The sequence below is a fragment of the Rhodococcus aetherivorans genome (assembly GCF_025722975.1).
GTDB lineage: Bacteria > Actinomycetota > Actinomycetes > Mycobacteriales > Mycobacteriaceae > Rhodococcus > Rhodococcus aetherivorans.
Window position 1 is genome coordinate 4,091,849 of record NZ_CP106982.1, and the last position, 13,608, is coordinate 4,105,456.

A 13,608-nucleotide genomic window follows, 5' to 3' on the forward strand; every position below is an offset into this window, starting at 1 on the left:
ATCGCCACGACCGGCCTGACTACTCTGTGTTTCGTGCAGGACAAACTTGTGTGGATCGATTGCGAAATGACCGGATTGCGGATCGACAGCGACAAGCTGATCGAGATCGCCGCCCTCGTCACCGACAGTGATCTCAACGTGCTCGGCGACGGGGTGGACATCGTCATCCACGCCGACGACGACGCGCTCGCCGCGATGCCGGACGTCGTCACCCAGATGCACGAGCGCTCCGGGCTCACCGACGAGGTGCGCCGGTCCACGGTGAGCGTCGCCGAGGCGGAGAAGATGGTGCTCGACTACATCCGGGCCCACGTCCCGGAGGCCGGCACCGCGCCGCTGGCCGGCAACTCGATCGCGACGGACCGCGGGTTCATCGCCCGCGACATGCCCGAGCTCGACGCCTACCTCCACTACCGCATGGTGGACGTCAGCTCCGTCAAGGAGCTGTGCCGGCGCTGGTACCCGCGGATCTACTTCGGGCAGCCGGCGAAGGGCCTGTCGCATCGGGCGCTCGCCGACATAAAGGAGTCGATTCGGGAGCTGCGGTACTACCGGCGGACCGCGTTCGTCGCCCCACCGGGCCCTCCGTCGGCCGAGATCGCCGCTGTCACGAAGGAGTTGGGTCCGGCCTGACCTGCGGATTCGCCGTTTCCGGCAAAGTCAGGCTAGTATCTGTACCGCAGGCGCAACCGGCCCAGGCCGATCGCGAATGCGATGGTGAGTGTAGTTCAGTTGGTAGAGCACCAGGTTGTGATCCTGGCTGTCGCGGGTTCGAGTCCCGTCACTCACCCCCACAGGGCGAGTCCCTGACCAGCAGAGATGCCGGTCAGGGACTCGTCTTTTTCGGCGTCGCGCAGCTCTGCACCAGCGCTCCGTCCCGAGATGCGGCGCTTGGGCGGACGACCGCCGAATCGCGCGATCGACCCGCCGTGCAACGGCGATCACCCGGTGAAGCAGTACGAGTCGCTGGACGCATCCCCGCCCTGCAGGCGGGTCTGGTGCACCCTGCGTCCGCGGAAGTCGTCGCCGTGCGGGAAGAATCCACGGTCGATGACCAGACCACCGGCGGAGACGTCGGCATCGAACTTCGCCATCCACGCCCCCACCCCGTCTGGGTAGAAGACCTCGTCCCAGGCCGCATAGAGCGAGTTGGTGGCGTAGACCCGGCGCCCGTCGCGACTGACCTCCACCATCTGCGGAGCTCCCGCGAGCCGGAGGCCCGGATCCGCCGGGTGCGGCTCGCGCCGCACGATCCCACCGAGGCGCACCGATCCCGTCTCCCTCGGGTGGAACGGATCGCCGACGTCGTACTGCTTGAGTTCTCCTGTGCCCCAGCACGAGACGTACAGCCAGCGGTCGTCGACCGACAGATCGATGTCGGAGACGAGCGGCGGTACCGCGCCGAAGGGTTTCAGCGCGGGCGGCAGATCGTCGGCCTCGGCCGGCTCCGCCGGAATGGTGATCACCTTCTCGACCACCCACCGGTCGTCGCTCTTGTGCCACATCCACACGGAGGCCGACAGATCCTCCACGCTGATGACGACTCCCACGAACCCGAACGCCTCGGAGGGATTGTGAGCCGGGCGGAGTTCGAGAACCATCTGGTGCTCGTCGCCGAGGTCGACGCGCTGGGTCAGCTTGCGCTCGGACATGCTCCAGAAGTCCAGGTGGTGTCCGAACCTGCGGCCGAGGAGGTCCTCGGCGTCGAGTCCGTTCTCGATCATCGACGGCGTGGCCCACTCGGAGGTGATCACCGTGTCGTACTTCAGGTGCCACCACACGTCGTACGCCAAGAACTGCTCGCCGTGCTCCGCCTCCCACGCTCCGACGACGTCGAACGTGTCGTGGTCGAGCAGCGCGACACCGCCCGGACCCTCGGCGCCGTCGGCGCCGCCCAGGGCGGACATGAAGATGCCCCCCGGTCCGCAATGCACCGTGTGCGGCCGCGAGTATCCCGCCTTCGCGGCGAGCTCGGCGGCCTCGATCGTGCGGGTCACCACCGGGTGCCGCGGGTCGGGTTTGGTGTCGAGGATGTACGTTCTCGACGAGCGGATGCCCGGCACCACCAGGTATCGCCGCTCGAGCGGCTGCCCGTGATGCCCGGCGTGGTGATCGCCGTGCCCCTCGTGACCGTGCCCCTCATGACCGTGCCCCTCATGACACAGCGCGCTCGAGCAGGCGTTCCACCCGAAGTGGTGCAACTCGTTGCCCGCCGTCGGCAACTCGGTCCAGCCGACCACACCACCGTATGTCGGCGAACCCGGCTCGCAATCGACCACTGCGATCGCGTCCTTCGCCCGGCCTGCGGGATCGAAGGCAGCCACATAGGCAAGCCGCTCGGGCGCGGCTGCTACGGCGTCACTCGGGGTGCGGTAGAACGTGGGATCTGTCGTCGTAGACATGAATCCTCCTCGACTCGGTCCTGTCCGCCGGGCCACCCTCGGTGGTCCACGGTCGGTCGACGTCACAGGTAGGCATGCCTTTCCCTGATTGTCCGCCGCGCAGGACCGCATGTCGACCTTCCGCGGGGGCGGGCTGCCCGGAAGGCGCCGCCCGACATGGGAAGACCCCCTGGATCGTCGATCCCGGGGGTCTCGTGCCAACCCCTACCACAGGAGGCGGCCCCAGCCTGCCACACGCCGGGGTGGCGCCGCCGGGCGGCCCGGCGGCGGATCAGGCGCGTGCGTTTCCGGCCTTCCACGTCGACCACGGGATGTTCCAGTCCCCGAGCCCCTCGGTGCCTTCGAGGATGCCGCCGACGGTGTTCTTCACGATCACGATGTCGCCGCGCTTGGTGTTGTCGAAGATCCACCTGGCGTTGGCCGGGCTCAGGTTGAGGCAGCCGTGGCTGACGTTGCGGGAACCCTGATCGCCGAGCGACCACGGCGCGGAGTGGAAGAAGATGCCGCTGTACGACATCCGCGTCGCCCAGTCCACCGGGGTCCGGTAGCCCTGCGGGGAGTCGACGGCGACGCCATAGGTCGACGAGTCCATCACCAGATGCTCGAACCGGTCGCCGATCGTGTACACGCCGTTCGGGGTGGGCGTGCTGTCCTTGCCCATGGACGTGGGCATCGTCATCACGTCGACCCCGTTGCGGTTGACGGTGACCTGCTTGGTGTTGTCGTCGGCGGTGATGATCACCGCGTCGCCGACGGTGAAGGTCGAATGTACATCCGACTGCCCGAACAGACCGTCGCCGAGATCGCGGCCGTAGACCTTCACGTCCACCGTGACCGTCGTGCCCGGCGCCCAGTAGTGCTCGGGCCGCCACCGCACCTCGCGGTTGCTGAGCCAGTAGAACGCGCCCTCCACCGGCGGGTCGGTGACGACGGTGATGGCCTGCTCGACGGCGAGGCGATCAGGGATGTTCTCGTCGAACTGGATCGCGACGGGCTGGCCGATGCCGACGACCGAGCCCTCGCCCGGCATCACGTAGGGCTGAGTGAGGTTGCCGGGGGCGCTGGTGGCGAAGGAGGCGACGGTCGTGGTCGCTCCGCCGAGCCCGTACGCGACGGCCTCGAGCCGGTACTGCCGGCTGTAACCGAGGGGCTCGGTGTTGGCCCAGGTGGCTCCGTCCGGGCCGAGCGCCCCGGCGACGGGTTCCCCGTCCGGGTTGAGCAGCGTGACCGACTCGAGCTTGCCGTTGACCACCGAGACCGTCACGGGCTCGATGGGCGAGAAGCCGACTCCTCCGTCGACGACGCTCGCCGACACCGTGGGCTTGATGAGCGCGGCGAGCGGATTCGAATCGATCGGCACCTCCTCGGCCCCGCCGGCGCTGCTCGCACCGGAGCAGGCCGTGACGAAGGTCATGACGCCGACCAACACGGTCCCGAGCACCACCGCGACGGCGCGCCGATTCCGCCGTCGGCGCGGCGCCGCACTGTTCCCAACCACTCTCCACCCTCCGATTCCGGGCCTCCCCCGGGCCGCAAAAGTGCACGTCGATGCGTGTGCGCTCGATGATGCCAGCCCCGCTCGAGGCGGAGCCGTCGCGACGTCGACGACGCGAATAACGTTCGAATACCAATCGCCGCCGGACCCCTCGGCGTTACGTGTCGCTCCCACCGAAATGCGGCATGACCTGCCGATTTGGTGCGCTACTGGAAGGTGTGTAATCTTTCCTTCGTCGCCGGGACAACGGCCCGGAGACGCACCGCCAAGCGCCATTAGCTCAATTGGCAGAGCAGCTGACTCTTAATCAGCGGGTTCGGGGTTCGAGTCCCTGATGGCGCACAAGAAGGGCCAGACCTCCCCACGAGGTCTGGCCTTTTTCTTTACCCAACCCACGCCCTTGCCACCCCACCAGCCACCCCGCCTTCGACGCGGCCTCGAACACCGGCCGCGCCTCCGCGGGACCGCCCGGACTACGCCGAGTACCGGCGACGTTCCGTGCCGCGGCCGAGGGAACCGTCGGCCACAGCGCTTCCCTCGCGAGGCGGGCGCATGGCCGGCGTGTGCGACGCGGCCTCGACCGCCGCCAGTTCGGCGAGTCGGCGGAGGTCGCCCTCCAGTGCCGCGCGCCGGTCTCGGTGCGCCTTGACCAGCCGCCAATAGACCCGGTCCAGGCCCGGTGCCACGTGGAGCACACGGTAGGTCTGGACGATCTTGGTGCCTCCGGGGACGGGTTCGAGGTCGATGCGCCATTCGGTGCTGTCCGCCCGGCCCAGGAGACCCGCCGTCCGCCATGCCAGCGTCCGCGGCGGCTCCACAACGGTGAATACGCACGACCGACTCCACCGGAGGCCGCCGGAGCGGTTCCTGCCCCGGAACCGGATTCCCGGCGCTGCCGCTCGGGCGTTTCCGAGCAGGCGCGCGTCCCGGCATTCGTGACTCCACTCACCGACCCGGGTCACGTCGGTGATGATCTGCCACACCGCCTCCGCCGGGGCGCGGCTCACCGTCTCGGTCCTGCCGTGCCGCGCCAAGGTGCCCATCAGGATCGCCCCTCGAGAAGCGCAAGGTTGAGCGACGGCAGCTCGGCGGCGGGCCCGTGGCCCCACCGCAAGCCGGACTTGCGCCGGTAGGTGCGCGCGAAGCCGTGCAGCAGGATGAAGCGCGGCACGGCGGGGACCACGTGCATGATCAGCTCACGGTCGTCCTCGCCGAGCCCGTCGATGACCCAGTGGGCCTCCGCGCCGAGTTCCAGGAAGCTCTTGGGCCTGACGAAATACTCCTGTTCCACGTCGTGGTACTCGGCGGTGGTGAGGGTCGCGGCCACGACCGGCATCATCTCCAGCTCTTCACGCCGCAGATGGGGAAGGAGCACGTCGGTGAGCCCTGCCAGCGCTTCGAGCAGCGGTTGCCGAGCGTTCGCGTCGTCGCGGTAGGCCAGCGCTGCGTCTTCCAGGGCGGTGATCGCCGGTGCGATCCGCTGGTGGTCGGCGTCCATCTGGTCCAGCAGGGCGCCGGCGTCGGGGTTCTTCACCCGGATCAAGGGCCACAGCCCGACATCCTCGCCGGTGTGATGGATGTGCAGGAAGCGCATCATCCACAACACGTGCTCCGCCAGTCCGCGTCGACGCCGAGGGTCCGGGTACGGCTCGGTGGTGAGCACGATCCGGGTGCGTTCCAGGTCACGGCGAAGTGCGCTGTGCACTATTCCCATGCTGCGTGTGTCTGCGGGTCCATGGTCGGTAGTCATGGCCCATCACCTTCCACTCTCCAGGCCCAGGAGCCGGATGACGGCTCCGGTGAGCCAGTTCTCGTACTGCTCAGGGCTCCAGCCGGTGCTGCCGGTCAACAGCTCGTACACCTCCATGCTGAGCACGGCCCACAGCCCCTCGGCCTCGACCGGGCTCAGTTCACGGCCGGCCATCATCGCACCGCCGACCCGCACGTTCAGGCGCTGGCGCTCCCGTGCCTGTTCCAGCCATGTCGCGAGGTCCGGCTCCACGACGGCTGCCGCGCGCAGGGTGCGCTGCAGGCCGACGGTTCGTCGGTTGATGCCGGTCACCAGGGCGGCTGCCGCGGCGGCCCGATCCCGAGGGGTGCCCTGCGACAGGGCGGCGAACTCCGGCCGGTCCATCAGCGCCACCCGTTCGTCGTCCCCGACAACGGCGACGTCGAGCACCTGCATGAGGAGTCCCGCCTTGGAACCGAAGTGGGCATACACCGTTTCGACCGATGTGCCCGCCGAGCGCGCGACGTCTCGGACCGCGACCGACCACCCACCCTCGGAGAACAGGGTGGTGGCGGCGTCGAGGACGGCCCGCCGGTTCTGCTCGGCCTGGCGCCGGCGAAGGGTCGAGTCGTACCGCCGCGGCTTCTCCTCCACCGGGCCCACGTCGCGCGCTTCTGCGCTCATACTCCAACGGTAGAACCGTTCCGTTTTCAATACAAGTAGCTTCAGGCCAAATCTTTCGTGCACGCTGCCCGCACCGATCGGAGACTCCTACCGCGCCGGGGCGCCCGGCGTCCGTTGCCCACCGGGAATGTTCTCCACGACCGGACCGGACGCCGAGTATGCCGATCCACCTTGCGATTTCGGTCCGACCACCAGCGAACCCCTCTAGCCTCGGAGGCGGATCACATCGACCGTCGAAGGAGTGTCGCCATGGGTCAGCTCGAGGGCAAGGTCGCGTTCATCACCGGTGCCGCACGCGGACAGGGCCGCAGTCACGCCGTCCGGCTGGCCCAGGAGGGGGCCGACATCATCGCCGTCGACCTCTGCGCCCAGGTCGACACGGTGGGATACCCACTCGCGACGGCCGACGACCTCGCCGAGACCGTCCGGCAGGTCGAGGCGCTGGACCGGCGGATCATCGCCGGCCAGGCCGACGTCCGCGACAGCGCCGCCCTGAAATCGGCGGTCGACGAGGGCGTCGCCCAGCTCGGCCGGCTCGACATCGTCCTCGCGAACGCCGGCATCGCCAGCTTCGCGCCGGTCGAGGACCTGACGGACGAGATGTGGGACGACATGATCGATATCAATCTCACGGGGGTGTTCAAGACGGTGCGGGCAGCCGTGCCGCACCTGAAGGCCAACGACGACGGCGGCGCAATCGTGCTCACCAGTTCCACCGCCGGCATCAAGGGCCTGGCGAACCTTGCCCACTACGTCGCCGCCAAGCACGGAGTGGTGGGGTTGACGAAGACACTCGCCAACGAGCTCGCTCCCCACATGATCCGCGTGAACTCGGTGCATCCCACGGCAGTGAACACAGACATGATCCACAACGAGCAGACCTACTCGGTCTTCCTGCCGGACAAGAAGCCGTCGGAGATCACCCGCGAGGAAGCGGCCGAGTCGTTCAAGGCCATGAACGCCCTGCCGATCGAATGGGTCGAACCGGTCGACATCAGCAATGCGATCCTGTTCCTGGTCAGCGACGCGGGGCGCTACGTCACCGGCGTGCAGCTGCCGATCGACGCGGGCTCGGTGATCAAGTAGCCGCCCCGGGCCCGTCGCTCGCGCGCGGAGCGTCGCCGAGGTGCCTGCGGAAGAAGGCGGCGATGCGGGCGCGCGCGTCGCGGGTGGCCGGCTCGTCGTAGCGGGCGGCCACGACCTTGGCGATGGTCCTGTCCACGATCGACAGATCACCGGGGTCGTGGTCGTTCATGAAGCCGTGCCCCACGTTCGGGTATCGCTCGATGTCGTGGTCGATGTTCGCGGCCGTCAGTACCGGTTCGAGCCGGTCGGGCACCTCGCGCACGCCGGGCCATCGGTCCTTCGTCCCGAAACTGCCGACGATCGGACACGCCCGCGGCAGGGCACGCTCGACTTCCTTCGTGAGGCCGCCGTAGTTGACGCTCGCCGCGGCGAAGTTGTGGTCGGACGCGACGGCGAGGGCGAAGCCGCCGCCCATGCAGAACCCGATCACGCCGATGCGGCCCGTGCAGTCCCGCCGGTCCGCGAGCCAGTTCCGCGCGGCGTCCAGGTCGCCGCGCGGCACCCAGCCCCGGAAGAGGGAGAACAGGCAGGTGGACCGCCTGGACCCGTGGAACAGGTCCGGCGCGACGGCAAGGAAGCCCTCGCCGGCGAGCCAGTCGGCCTGGGCGCGGATGTCGCGGCTCATGCCCAGCGCGTCGTGGATCACGACGACCCCGGGCCACGGACCGGGGCCTGCGGGCGTGGCGAGGTGGGCGGGCATCGGCCCGCGCTCCGTGGGGATGGTCACGTCCGTCACGGTGCGTCCCTCCTGCCGGTCAGCCCTCCACGATCACCGGGTCGCCGATCTTCACCCGGTCGAAGTACCACTGCGCGTTCTCGGTACTCAGGTTGATGCAGCCGTGGCTGACGTTCGCGTAGCCCTGCGAGTCCACCGACCACGGCGCCGCGTGCACGAAGATGCCACCCCAGGTGAGCCGCACGGCGTACTCGGTGTCGATGCGGTAACCCTCCGGCGAGTCGATCGGGACGCCGTAGGTGGACGAGTCCATGACGAGATCGCGGAACTTCTCCAGAACCGAGAAGGTGCCGACCGGGGTCTCGTAGCCGGGCTTGCCCATCGACGCCGGCATCGTCCGCACCACCTCGCCGTTGAGGATGACCGTGAACTGGTGCGTCGACCGGTTCGCGACGGCGACGAACTCGTCGCCGACCTGGAACTCGGTGCGCGCCCCGGCCACGGCGACGGTCACGGTGGTGTGCCCCGGCCAGAGGCGGTCGGGAACCCACTGCACGCGGCTGTCGTCGAGCCACGCGAAACGGCCGCTCACGGGCTTCGACGTGGTGATCTCGACGGCACGTTCGGCGGCGGCGCGGTCACCGACCGGTGCGCCGAACCGGACGGTCACGGGATGTCCCACCCCCACCACCGCGCCGTTCGCCGGCTCGAGCGCCGACGCGGGCAGCCTGGCCGGCGGCGCACCGCCGACGGTTCCCGCCGCGGCCGCGGCCCCCGAACCGAGCAGGGCCATGGCGGTCAGGATCGAGACGAGAAGAAGTCGTGCAACCCGCTGTGCGTTCGGCATGGCCGTCAGCCCCCTCGAAGATGGCGCGGTTGGCTCGTTACCAGTCAACCACGCCAAGATCGAACTCGAAACGGGTCCTTTGTCACTCCCCCGGCGGGCACGACCACGACGCCGGGAAACGACGAAGGGCACCGCGGTCCGGCGAACCGGACGACGGTGCCCTTCGGATCAGCTGTCAGCGCAGCAGCTTGCGCAGCGCCAGGGCGCCGATGACGACACCGACCGCCGCGAGCGCGTACTTGACGTTGGGCTGGTTCACCTTCTCCATCACGGTCTGCTTGGCATGGGCCATCACGTTCTTCGGGCTGGCGCGCACACTCAATTCGTCGAGGGTGCTCGCAAGCTGGTTGCGGGCGTTCTCGATGTCCCGTTCGATGGCCTCGGTGTCCCTACCCACGTGATCCTCCAGTTGGTCGCTGCACTGTGCTGCGACCACGGTAGTGGACGCACGGGTCCGTTACCCTCTCGGAGGTGACGGAAAACAGCAGCAGGCTCGCCCCCGGCGATACGGCTCCCGAGTTCACCCTCCCCGACGCGGACGGCAACGAGGTGTCGCTGTCGGACTACCGCGGACGCAAGGTGATCGTGTACTTCTACCCCGCCGCGAGCACCCCCGGGTGCACCAAGCAGGCCTGCGATTTCCGCGACAGCCTCGCCGACCTGAACGGCGCCGGGCTCGCCGTCGTGGGCATCTCCCCCGACAAGCCGGCCAAGCTCGCGAAGTTCCGGGACGCCGAGCAGCTGACGTTTCCGTTGCTGTCGGATCCGGACAAGACCACGCTCACGGCGTGGGGGGCGTTCGGCGAGAAGAAGATGTACGGCAAGACCGTTACCGGAGTGATCCGTTCGACGTTCGTCGTCGACGAGGACGGCCGGATCGAGGTTGCGCAGTACAACGTGCGCGCCACCGGGCATGTCGCGAAGCTGCGCCGCGACCTGTCGGTCTGAGCGGCGGCTCACCGCGTGAGGGAGGCGAGCACCAGCGCCTCCGCGACGGCCATGTGCTCGAGCTCGGACGGGTCGATGCTCTCGTCGGGCCCGTGGATCCGGGCGCTCGGCTCCTCCACGCCGAGCAGCGCGATCTCCGCGTCCGGCAGCACCTGTTGCAGCACCGTGCACAGCGGGATCGATCCGCCCTGCCCGACCGTGCCGACCTCGCGTCCGTAGACGGCGCCGAGCGCGCTGCGCAGCGCGGCGTATCCCGGTCCGTCGGTCGCGGCCCGGAACGGTTCGCTCACGCCTTCCCGGTCGACCCGCACCCGCACGTTCCACGGGGCGTGGGCGTGCAGGTGGGCGACGAGGGCGTCCTGAGCGGTGGCCGGATCCATCCCCGGCGGGACGCGGAGGTTCAGCCGGGCCGACGCGCGGGGCACGACCGCCGCCGCCGACCCCACCACCGGTGGGGCGTCGATGCCGAGGATCGTCAGCGCGGGACGCGCCCACACGGCGTCGGCCACGGACCCGGCCGACAGCAGTGAGACCCCGTCGAGCACACCGGCGTCGGCGCGGAACACCTCCTCGGGATACGGTTCGCCGCTCCAGATTCCGGTGGGGTCGAGCCCGTCGATCACGGTGTCGCCGGCCTCGTCGCGCAGGCTCGACAGCAGGCGCACCAGCGCGGCGAGCGCGTCGGGGGCTGCGCCGCCGAACTGGCCCGAGTGGATCTCCCCGGCGAGGGCTTCGACGTGGACGACGACGTTCGCCAGGCCGCGCAGCGACGTCGTGAGGGTCGGCCGTCCCACCTCGGCGTTGCCGCAGTCCGCGACGAGCACCAGGTCGGCGGCGAACAGATCGGGCCGTTCGCGGGCCAGGTTCTCGAGCCCGCCGCCACCGGTTTCCTCCGAGCCGTCGCCGACGATCCGGATCCCGACGGGAAGCGGTCCCCGCTCCCGCAGCGCGCGCAGCGCGAGCAGGTGCATCACGAGATTGCCCTTGCAGTCCGCGGCGCCGCGCCCGTACCAGCGGCCGTCGCGTTCGGTGAGCGTGAACGGCGGAGTGTGCCAGAGCGATTCGTCGCCCGGGGGCTGCACGTCGTAGTGGCTGTAGAGGAGCACGGTCGGCGCTCCCGCCGGGGCCGGCGTGTGCCCGAGCACCGCGAGCGAGCCGTCCGACGTCTCGATCAGCGCGGTGTTGTCGACGCCGACCGCGGCGAACGCATCGCGCACCCATCGGGCGGCAGCGACGCATTCCTCGGCCGGGAACAGCCGCGGATCGGCCACCGACCGGAACGCCACCAGTTCCCCGAGGTCCCTGCGCGCCCCGGGCATCAGCCGGCGCACCCGCTCCCGCATGTCCGCGACGTCCACCGCGCCTCCCCGATCGTCGTGTCTCGTTTTCGCTACGGGTACCGCCCCTCGAGATCGAAGCATGCTCGCAGCGGCCGCGTCCGGCGTAGATTCCGCGATATCGAGGTTGCCATCGGGCGGAACGGTCCAGGAAGCGGGGCCGGACGGCCCTCGAACGGAAGGCACAGCGATGCCACCCAGCCCGCAGAGCGCGCTCACGCCGTTCTATCGGCAGGTCCAGTCCCACTACGACCTCTCGGACGAGTTCTTCACGCTGTTCCTCGACCCGTCGATGACCTACAGCTGCGCGTATTTCGAGCGGGACGACATGACGCTCGAGCAGGCCCAGGCCGCGAAGGTCGATCTGTCGCTCGGCAAGTGCGACCTGCACCCGGGCATGACACTGCTCGACGTCGGATGCGGCTGGGGCTCGACGATGCTGCGCGCCGCCACGCACTACGACGTGAACACGATCGGGCTCACGCTCAGCCGCAACCAGTACGAGCACGTCCGCGACCTCGCAGCGGGGCTGCCCGGCCCCCGCACCGTGGACGTGCGGCTGCAGGGCTGGGAGGAGTTCGACGGGCGCGTGGACCGCATCGTGAGCATCGGCGCGTTCGAGCACTTCCGGAGCGAACGCTACGACCGGTTCTTCACCAAGTGCCACGACATGCTGCCCCCGGACGGCCGGATGCTGCTGCACACCATCGTGGGGCACCGCCTCGCGACGCTGCGCGAGCGGGGAATCCCGGTGACCCGGGAGAACGCGCTGTTCCACATCTTCATCAAGCGGGAGATCTTCCCCGGCGGGCAGTTGCCGCAGCCGGAGACGGTGGTCGACGGCGCGGAGCGGGCGGGGTTCCGGGTCGAACGCATCCAGGCCCTGGCGCCGCACTACGTCCGCACCCTCGAACACTGGGCCGCGGCGCTGTCGGCCCGCCGGGACGAGGCGGTCGCCCTGTCGTCGGAGGAGATGTACGAGCGCTTCATGAAGTACCTGAACGGTTCCGCCGAACACTTCCGCACGGGCCACATCGACGTCATGCAGTTCACTCTCGTCAAGTGAGCGCCGGCGACCGCGGCACCACCGGCGGTGTTAGCTGAGACTCGCCCTCACAGCTAAAAGTTCGGAATTCGGACAACCTCCGGTTAGCCTGGGCGCGTGGAGTCTGCAACGAAGCGCGGCCGCACCCCACGCCGTATCGATCCGGCGCTGGAGGTCCAGGCGGCGCCCCAGGAACTCGTGCCGCGCCGTCGCCCGACGCAGGAGCGCAGCCGGCGCAAGTTCGACGCGCTGCTCGCCGCGTCCCGCGAACTGCTCACCGAGGTCGGCTTCGAGTCGTTCACCTGCGAAGAGGTGGCTGCCCGTGCCGATGTCCCCATCGGAACCCTCTACCAGTTCTTCGCCAACAAGTACGTCATCGTGTGTGAACTGAACCGGCAGGACCTGGTGGGTGTGCAGGACGAGCTCGCCAAGTTCGACGGCGTCATCCCCTCCGTGGACTGGCTGCGGTTCCTCAATGCCTTCGTCGACCATCTCGCCGGGCTGTGGATGTCGGACCCCTCGCGGCGGGAGGTGTGGCTCGCGATGCAGTCCACCCCGTCGACCCGGGCGACCGGCGCGATCCACGAGAAGGAGTTCGCCGAGCAGATCGCGCGGATGCTGGCTCCGCTCATGCCCGACACCCCGCGCGAGCGTCGCACGCTGATGGCCGAGGTGCTCGTGCACGTCGTCTACTCGATGCTGAACTTCTCCGTGCAGGACGACCAGAGCCACGCCGACGCGGTCGTCGAGCTCAAGCGGCTGATGGGTGCGTATCTGATGGTGGCGGAGAAGGAGTCACGCACCAGCGCCAAGCGGCGCAGGCGCCGTGAGGCCGCCGCCCGGGCGGAGGAGACCGAGCGGCCGGTCCCGGAGGACGACGGCCAGGTGGAAACGCGTCAGGCGGAGGAGACGCACGCCTCCCCCGCCTGACGCGGAATTCTCCCGCAGACTCCTACGCCTGCGGGTCGTCCTCGAGCACGACGAACGCGCCGGCCATGTCTCCGTCGTGGGTGAGCGAGACGTGGATCCGCACCCCGGTCAGGTGCTCGGCGACGTCGCCGTGCAGCCGGATCCCGGGTCGGCCCCACGCGTCGGAGACCACCTCGATCTGCCGGTGCACGGTCTCCGGCAGCACCGGTGGGCTGCCGAACAGCGACGCCGACCACGCCTTGATCAGCGCCTCCTTCGCCGCCCACCGGGCGGCGAAGTGCCGGCCCGGACGGGAGCTGCGGGTGTTCGCGTCGCGACGCTCGCCCGGGGTGAAGTTCGAGAGCATCGCCGTGCCTGCCCGGCCCAGCTGTTCCTCGAACTCCGACACCGTGACCAGGTCGAACCCGATCCCCGCAACTCCCATCCGTC

At 69.3% G+C, this 13,608-nt stretch carries 15 protein-coding genes and 2 tRNA genes; 7 read left to right on the forward strand and 10 right to left on the reverse strand.

Annotated features, from left to right (window positions below; translation table 11 throughout):
• Nucleotides 1-33 precede the first annotated feature (33 nt).
• Together orn and OCS65_RS18485 are read left to right on the forward strand one after the other, a co-directional pair.
• Entirely contained in the window at nt 34-633 is a 600-nt protein-coding gene (orn, locus tag OCS65_RS18480) for an oligoribonuclease (RefSeq protein WP_029543010.1), read from the forward strand.
• 83 nt (nt 634-716) lie between these two features.
• Nucleotides 717-794, forward strand: a tRNA-His gene (locus tag OCS65_RS18485).
• Nucleotides 795-941: 147 nt separating this feature from the next.
• Here OCS65_RS18485 and OCS65_RS18490 read toward each other — a convergent pair.
• Both OCS65_RS18490 and OCS65_RS18495 read right to left on the reverse strand, forming a co-directional pair.
• The gene (locus tag OCS65_RS18490; RefSeq protein ID WP_065922690.1) at nt 942-2,402 is read right to left on the reverse strand and encodes a selenium-binding protein SBP56-related protein; all 1,461 of its coding nucleotides are present in this window, start codon (nt 2,400-2,402) and stop codon (nt 942-944) included.
• A 271-nt stretch (nt 2,403-2,673) separates the two neighbouring features.
• On the reverse strand, nt 2,674-3,816 hold the full coding sequence (locus tag OCS65_RS18495; protein ID WP_231771708.1) for a L,D-transpeptidase: 1,143 nt from the start codon (nt 3,814-3,816) through the stop codon (nt 2,674-2,676).
• 350 nt (nt 3,817-4,166) lie between these two features.
• Between OCS65_RS18495 and OCS65_RS18500 the strand changes: the two genes are divergently transcribed.
• A tRNA-Lys gene (locus OCS65_RS18500) sits at nt 4,167-4,239 on the forward strand.
• 131 nt (nt 4,240-4,370) lie between these two features.
• Here OCS65_RS18500 and OCS65_RS18505 read toward each other — a convergent pair.
• Genes OCS65_RS18505 through OCS65_RS18515 form a run of 3 tightly spaced genes read right to left on the reverse strand, consistent with a single transcriptional unit; the run spans nt 4,371 to nt 6,310 of the window.
• The gene (locus tag OCS65_RS18505) at nt 4,371-4,940 is read right to left on the reverse strand and encodes an SRPBCC family protein (RefSeq protein WP_102800396.1); all 570 of its coding nucleotides are present in this window, start codon (nt 4,938-4,940) and stop codon (nt 4,371-4,373) included.
• Nucleotides 4,940-5,611, reverse strand: a complete 672-nt coding sequence (locus OCS65_RS18510; protein ID WP_231771709.1) for a hemerythrin domain-containing protein — start codon at nt 5,609-5,611, stop codon at nt 4,940-4,942. The genes OCS65_RS18505 and OCS65_RS18510 overlap by 1 nt, the downstream gene beginning before the upstream one ends.
• 42 nt (nt 5,612-5,653) lie before the next feature.
• On the reverse strand, nt 5,654-6,310 hold the full coding sequence (locus OCS65_RS18515; protein ID WP_044476027.1) for a TetR/AcrR family transcriptional regulator: 657 nt from the start codon (nt 6,308-6,310) through the stop codon (nt 5,654-5,656).
• Between the two features lie 249 nt (nt 6,311-6,559).
• On the opposite strand from OCS65_RS18515, the gene OCS65_RS18520 reads away from it, so the two are divergent.
• The gene (locus OCS65_RS18520) at nt 6,560-7,396 is read left to right on the forward strand and encodes a mycofactocin-coupled SDR family oxidoreductase (protein WP_006937571.1); all 837 of its coding nucleotides are present in this window, start codon (nt 6,560-6,562) and stop codon (nt 7,394-7,396) included.
• On the opposite strand, the gene OCS65_RS18525 is transcribed toward OCS65_RS18520, so the two are convergent.
• From OCS65_RS18525 to OCS65_RS18535, 3 genes are all read right to left on the reverse strand, one after another.
• Nucleotides 7,389-8,123 carry a dienelactone hydrolase family protein gene (locus OCS65_RS18525; protein ID WP_231771710.1) on the reverse strand — a complete coding sequence of 245 codons (735 nt, stop codon included), beginning with the start codon at nt 8,121-8,123 and terminating at the stop codon, nt 7,389-7,391. The genes OCS65_RS18520 and OCS65_RS18525 overlap by 8 nt on opposite strands.
• A 28-nt stretch (nt 8,124-8,151) precedes the next feature.
• The gene (locus OCS65_RS18530) at nt 8,152-8,919 is read right to left on the reverse strand and encodes a L,D-transpeptidase (protein ID WP_006937568.1); all 768 of its coding nucleotides are present in this window, start codon (nt 8,917-8,919) and stop codon (nt 8,152-8,154) included.
• A 175-nt stretch (nt 8,920-9,094) separates the two neighbouring features.
• The gene (locus OCS65_RS18535; RefSeq protein ID WP_006937565.1) at nt 9,095-9,316 is read right to left on the reverse strand and encodes a DUF3618 domain-containing protein; all 222 of its coding nucleotides are present in this window, start codon (nt 9,314-9,316) and stop codon (nt 9,095-9,097) included.
• Nucleotides 9,317-9,390: 74 nt separating this feature from the next.
• On the opposite strand from OCS65_RS18535, the gene bcp reads away from it, so the two are divergent.
• Nucleotides 9,391-9,867 (forward strand): thioredoxin-dependent thiol peroxidase, encoded by a 477-nt coding sequence (gene bcp / locus OCS65_RS18540; RefSeq protein WP_006937563.1) that lies wholly within the window; start codon nt 9,391-9,393, stop codon nt 9,865-9,867.
• A gap of 8 nt (nt 9,868-9,875) precedes the next feature.
• Here bcp and OCS65_RS18545 read toward each other — a convergent pair whose 3' ends face one another.
• Nucleotides 9,876-11,210: a dipeptidase gene (locus tag OCS65_RS18545; protein WP_037201611.1), complete on the reverse strand. Its 1,335-nt coding sequence runs from the start codon at nt 11,208-11,210 to the stop codon at nt 9,876-9,878.
• Nucleotides 11,211-11,394: 184 nt separating this feature from the next.
• Here OCS65_RS18545 and OCS65_RS18550 point away from each other — a divergent pair, with 184 nt between their 5' ends.
• Nucleotides 11,395-12,270, forward strand: a complete 876-nt coding sequence (locus tag OCS65_RS18550; protein WP_006937561.1) for a cyclopropane mycolic acid synthase family methyltransferase — start codon at nt 11,395-11,397, stop codon at nt 12,268-12,270.
• Between the two features lie 135 nt (nt 12,271-12,405).
• Complete coding sequence (locus tag OCS65_RS18555) at nt 12,406-13,179, forward strand: TetR/AcrR family transcriptional regulator (RefSeq protein WP_373566480.1); 774 nt, start codon at nt 12,406-12,408, stop codon at nt 13,177-13,179.
• Between the two features lie 22 nt (nt 13,180-13,201).
• Here OCS65_RS18555 and acpS read toward each other — a convergent pair whose 3' ends face one another.
• Nucleotides 13,202-13,603, reverse strand: a complete 402-nt coding sequence (acpS, locus tag OCS65_RS18560) for a holo-ACP synthase AcpS (protein ID WP_006937559.1) — start codon at nt 13,601-13,603, stop codon at nt 13,202-13,204.
• Nucleotides 13,604-13,608: the final 5 nt, after the last annotated feature.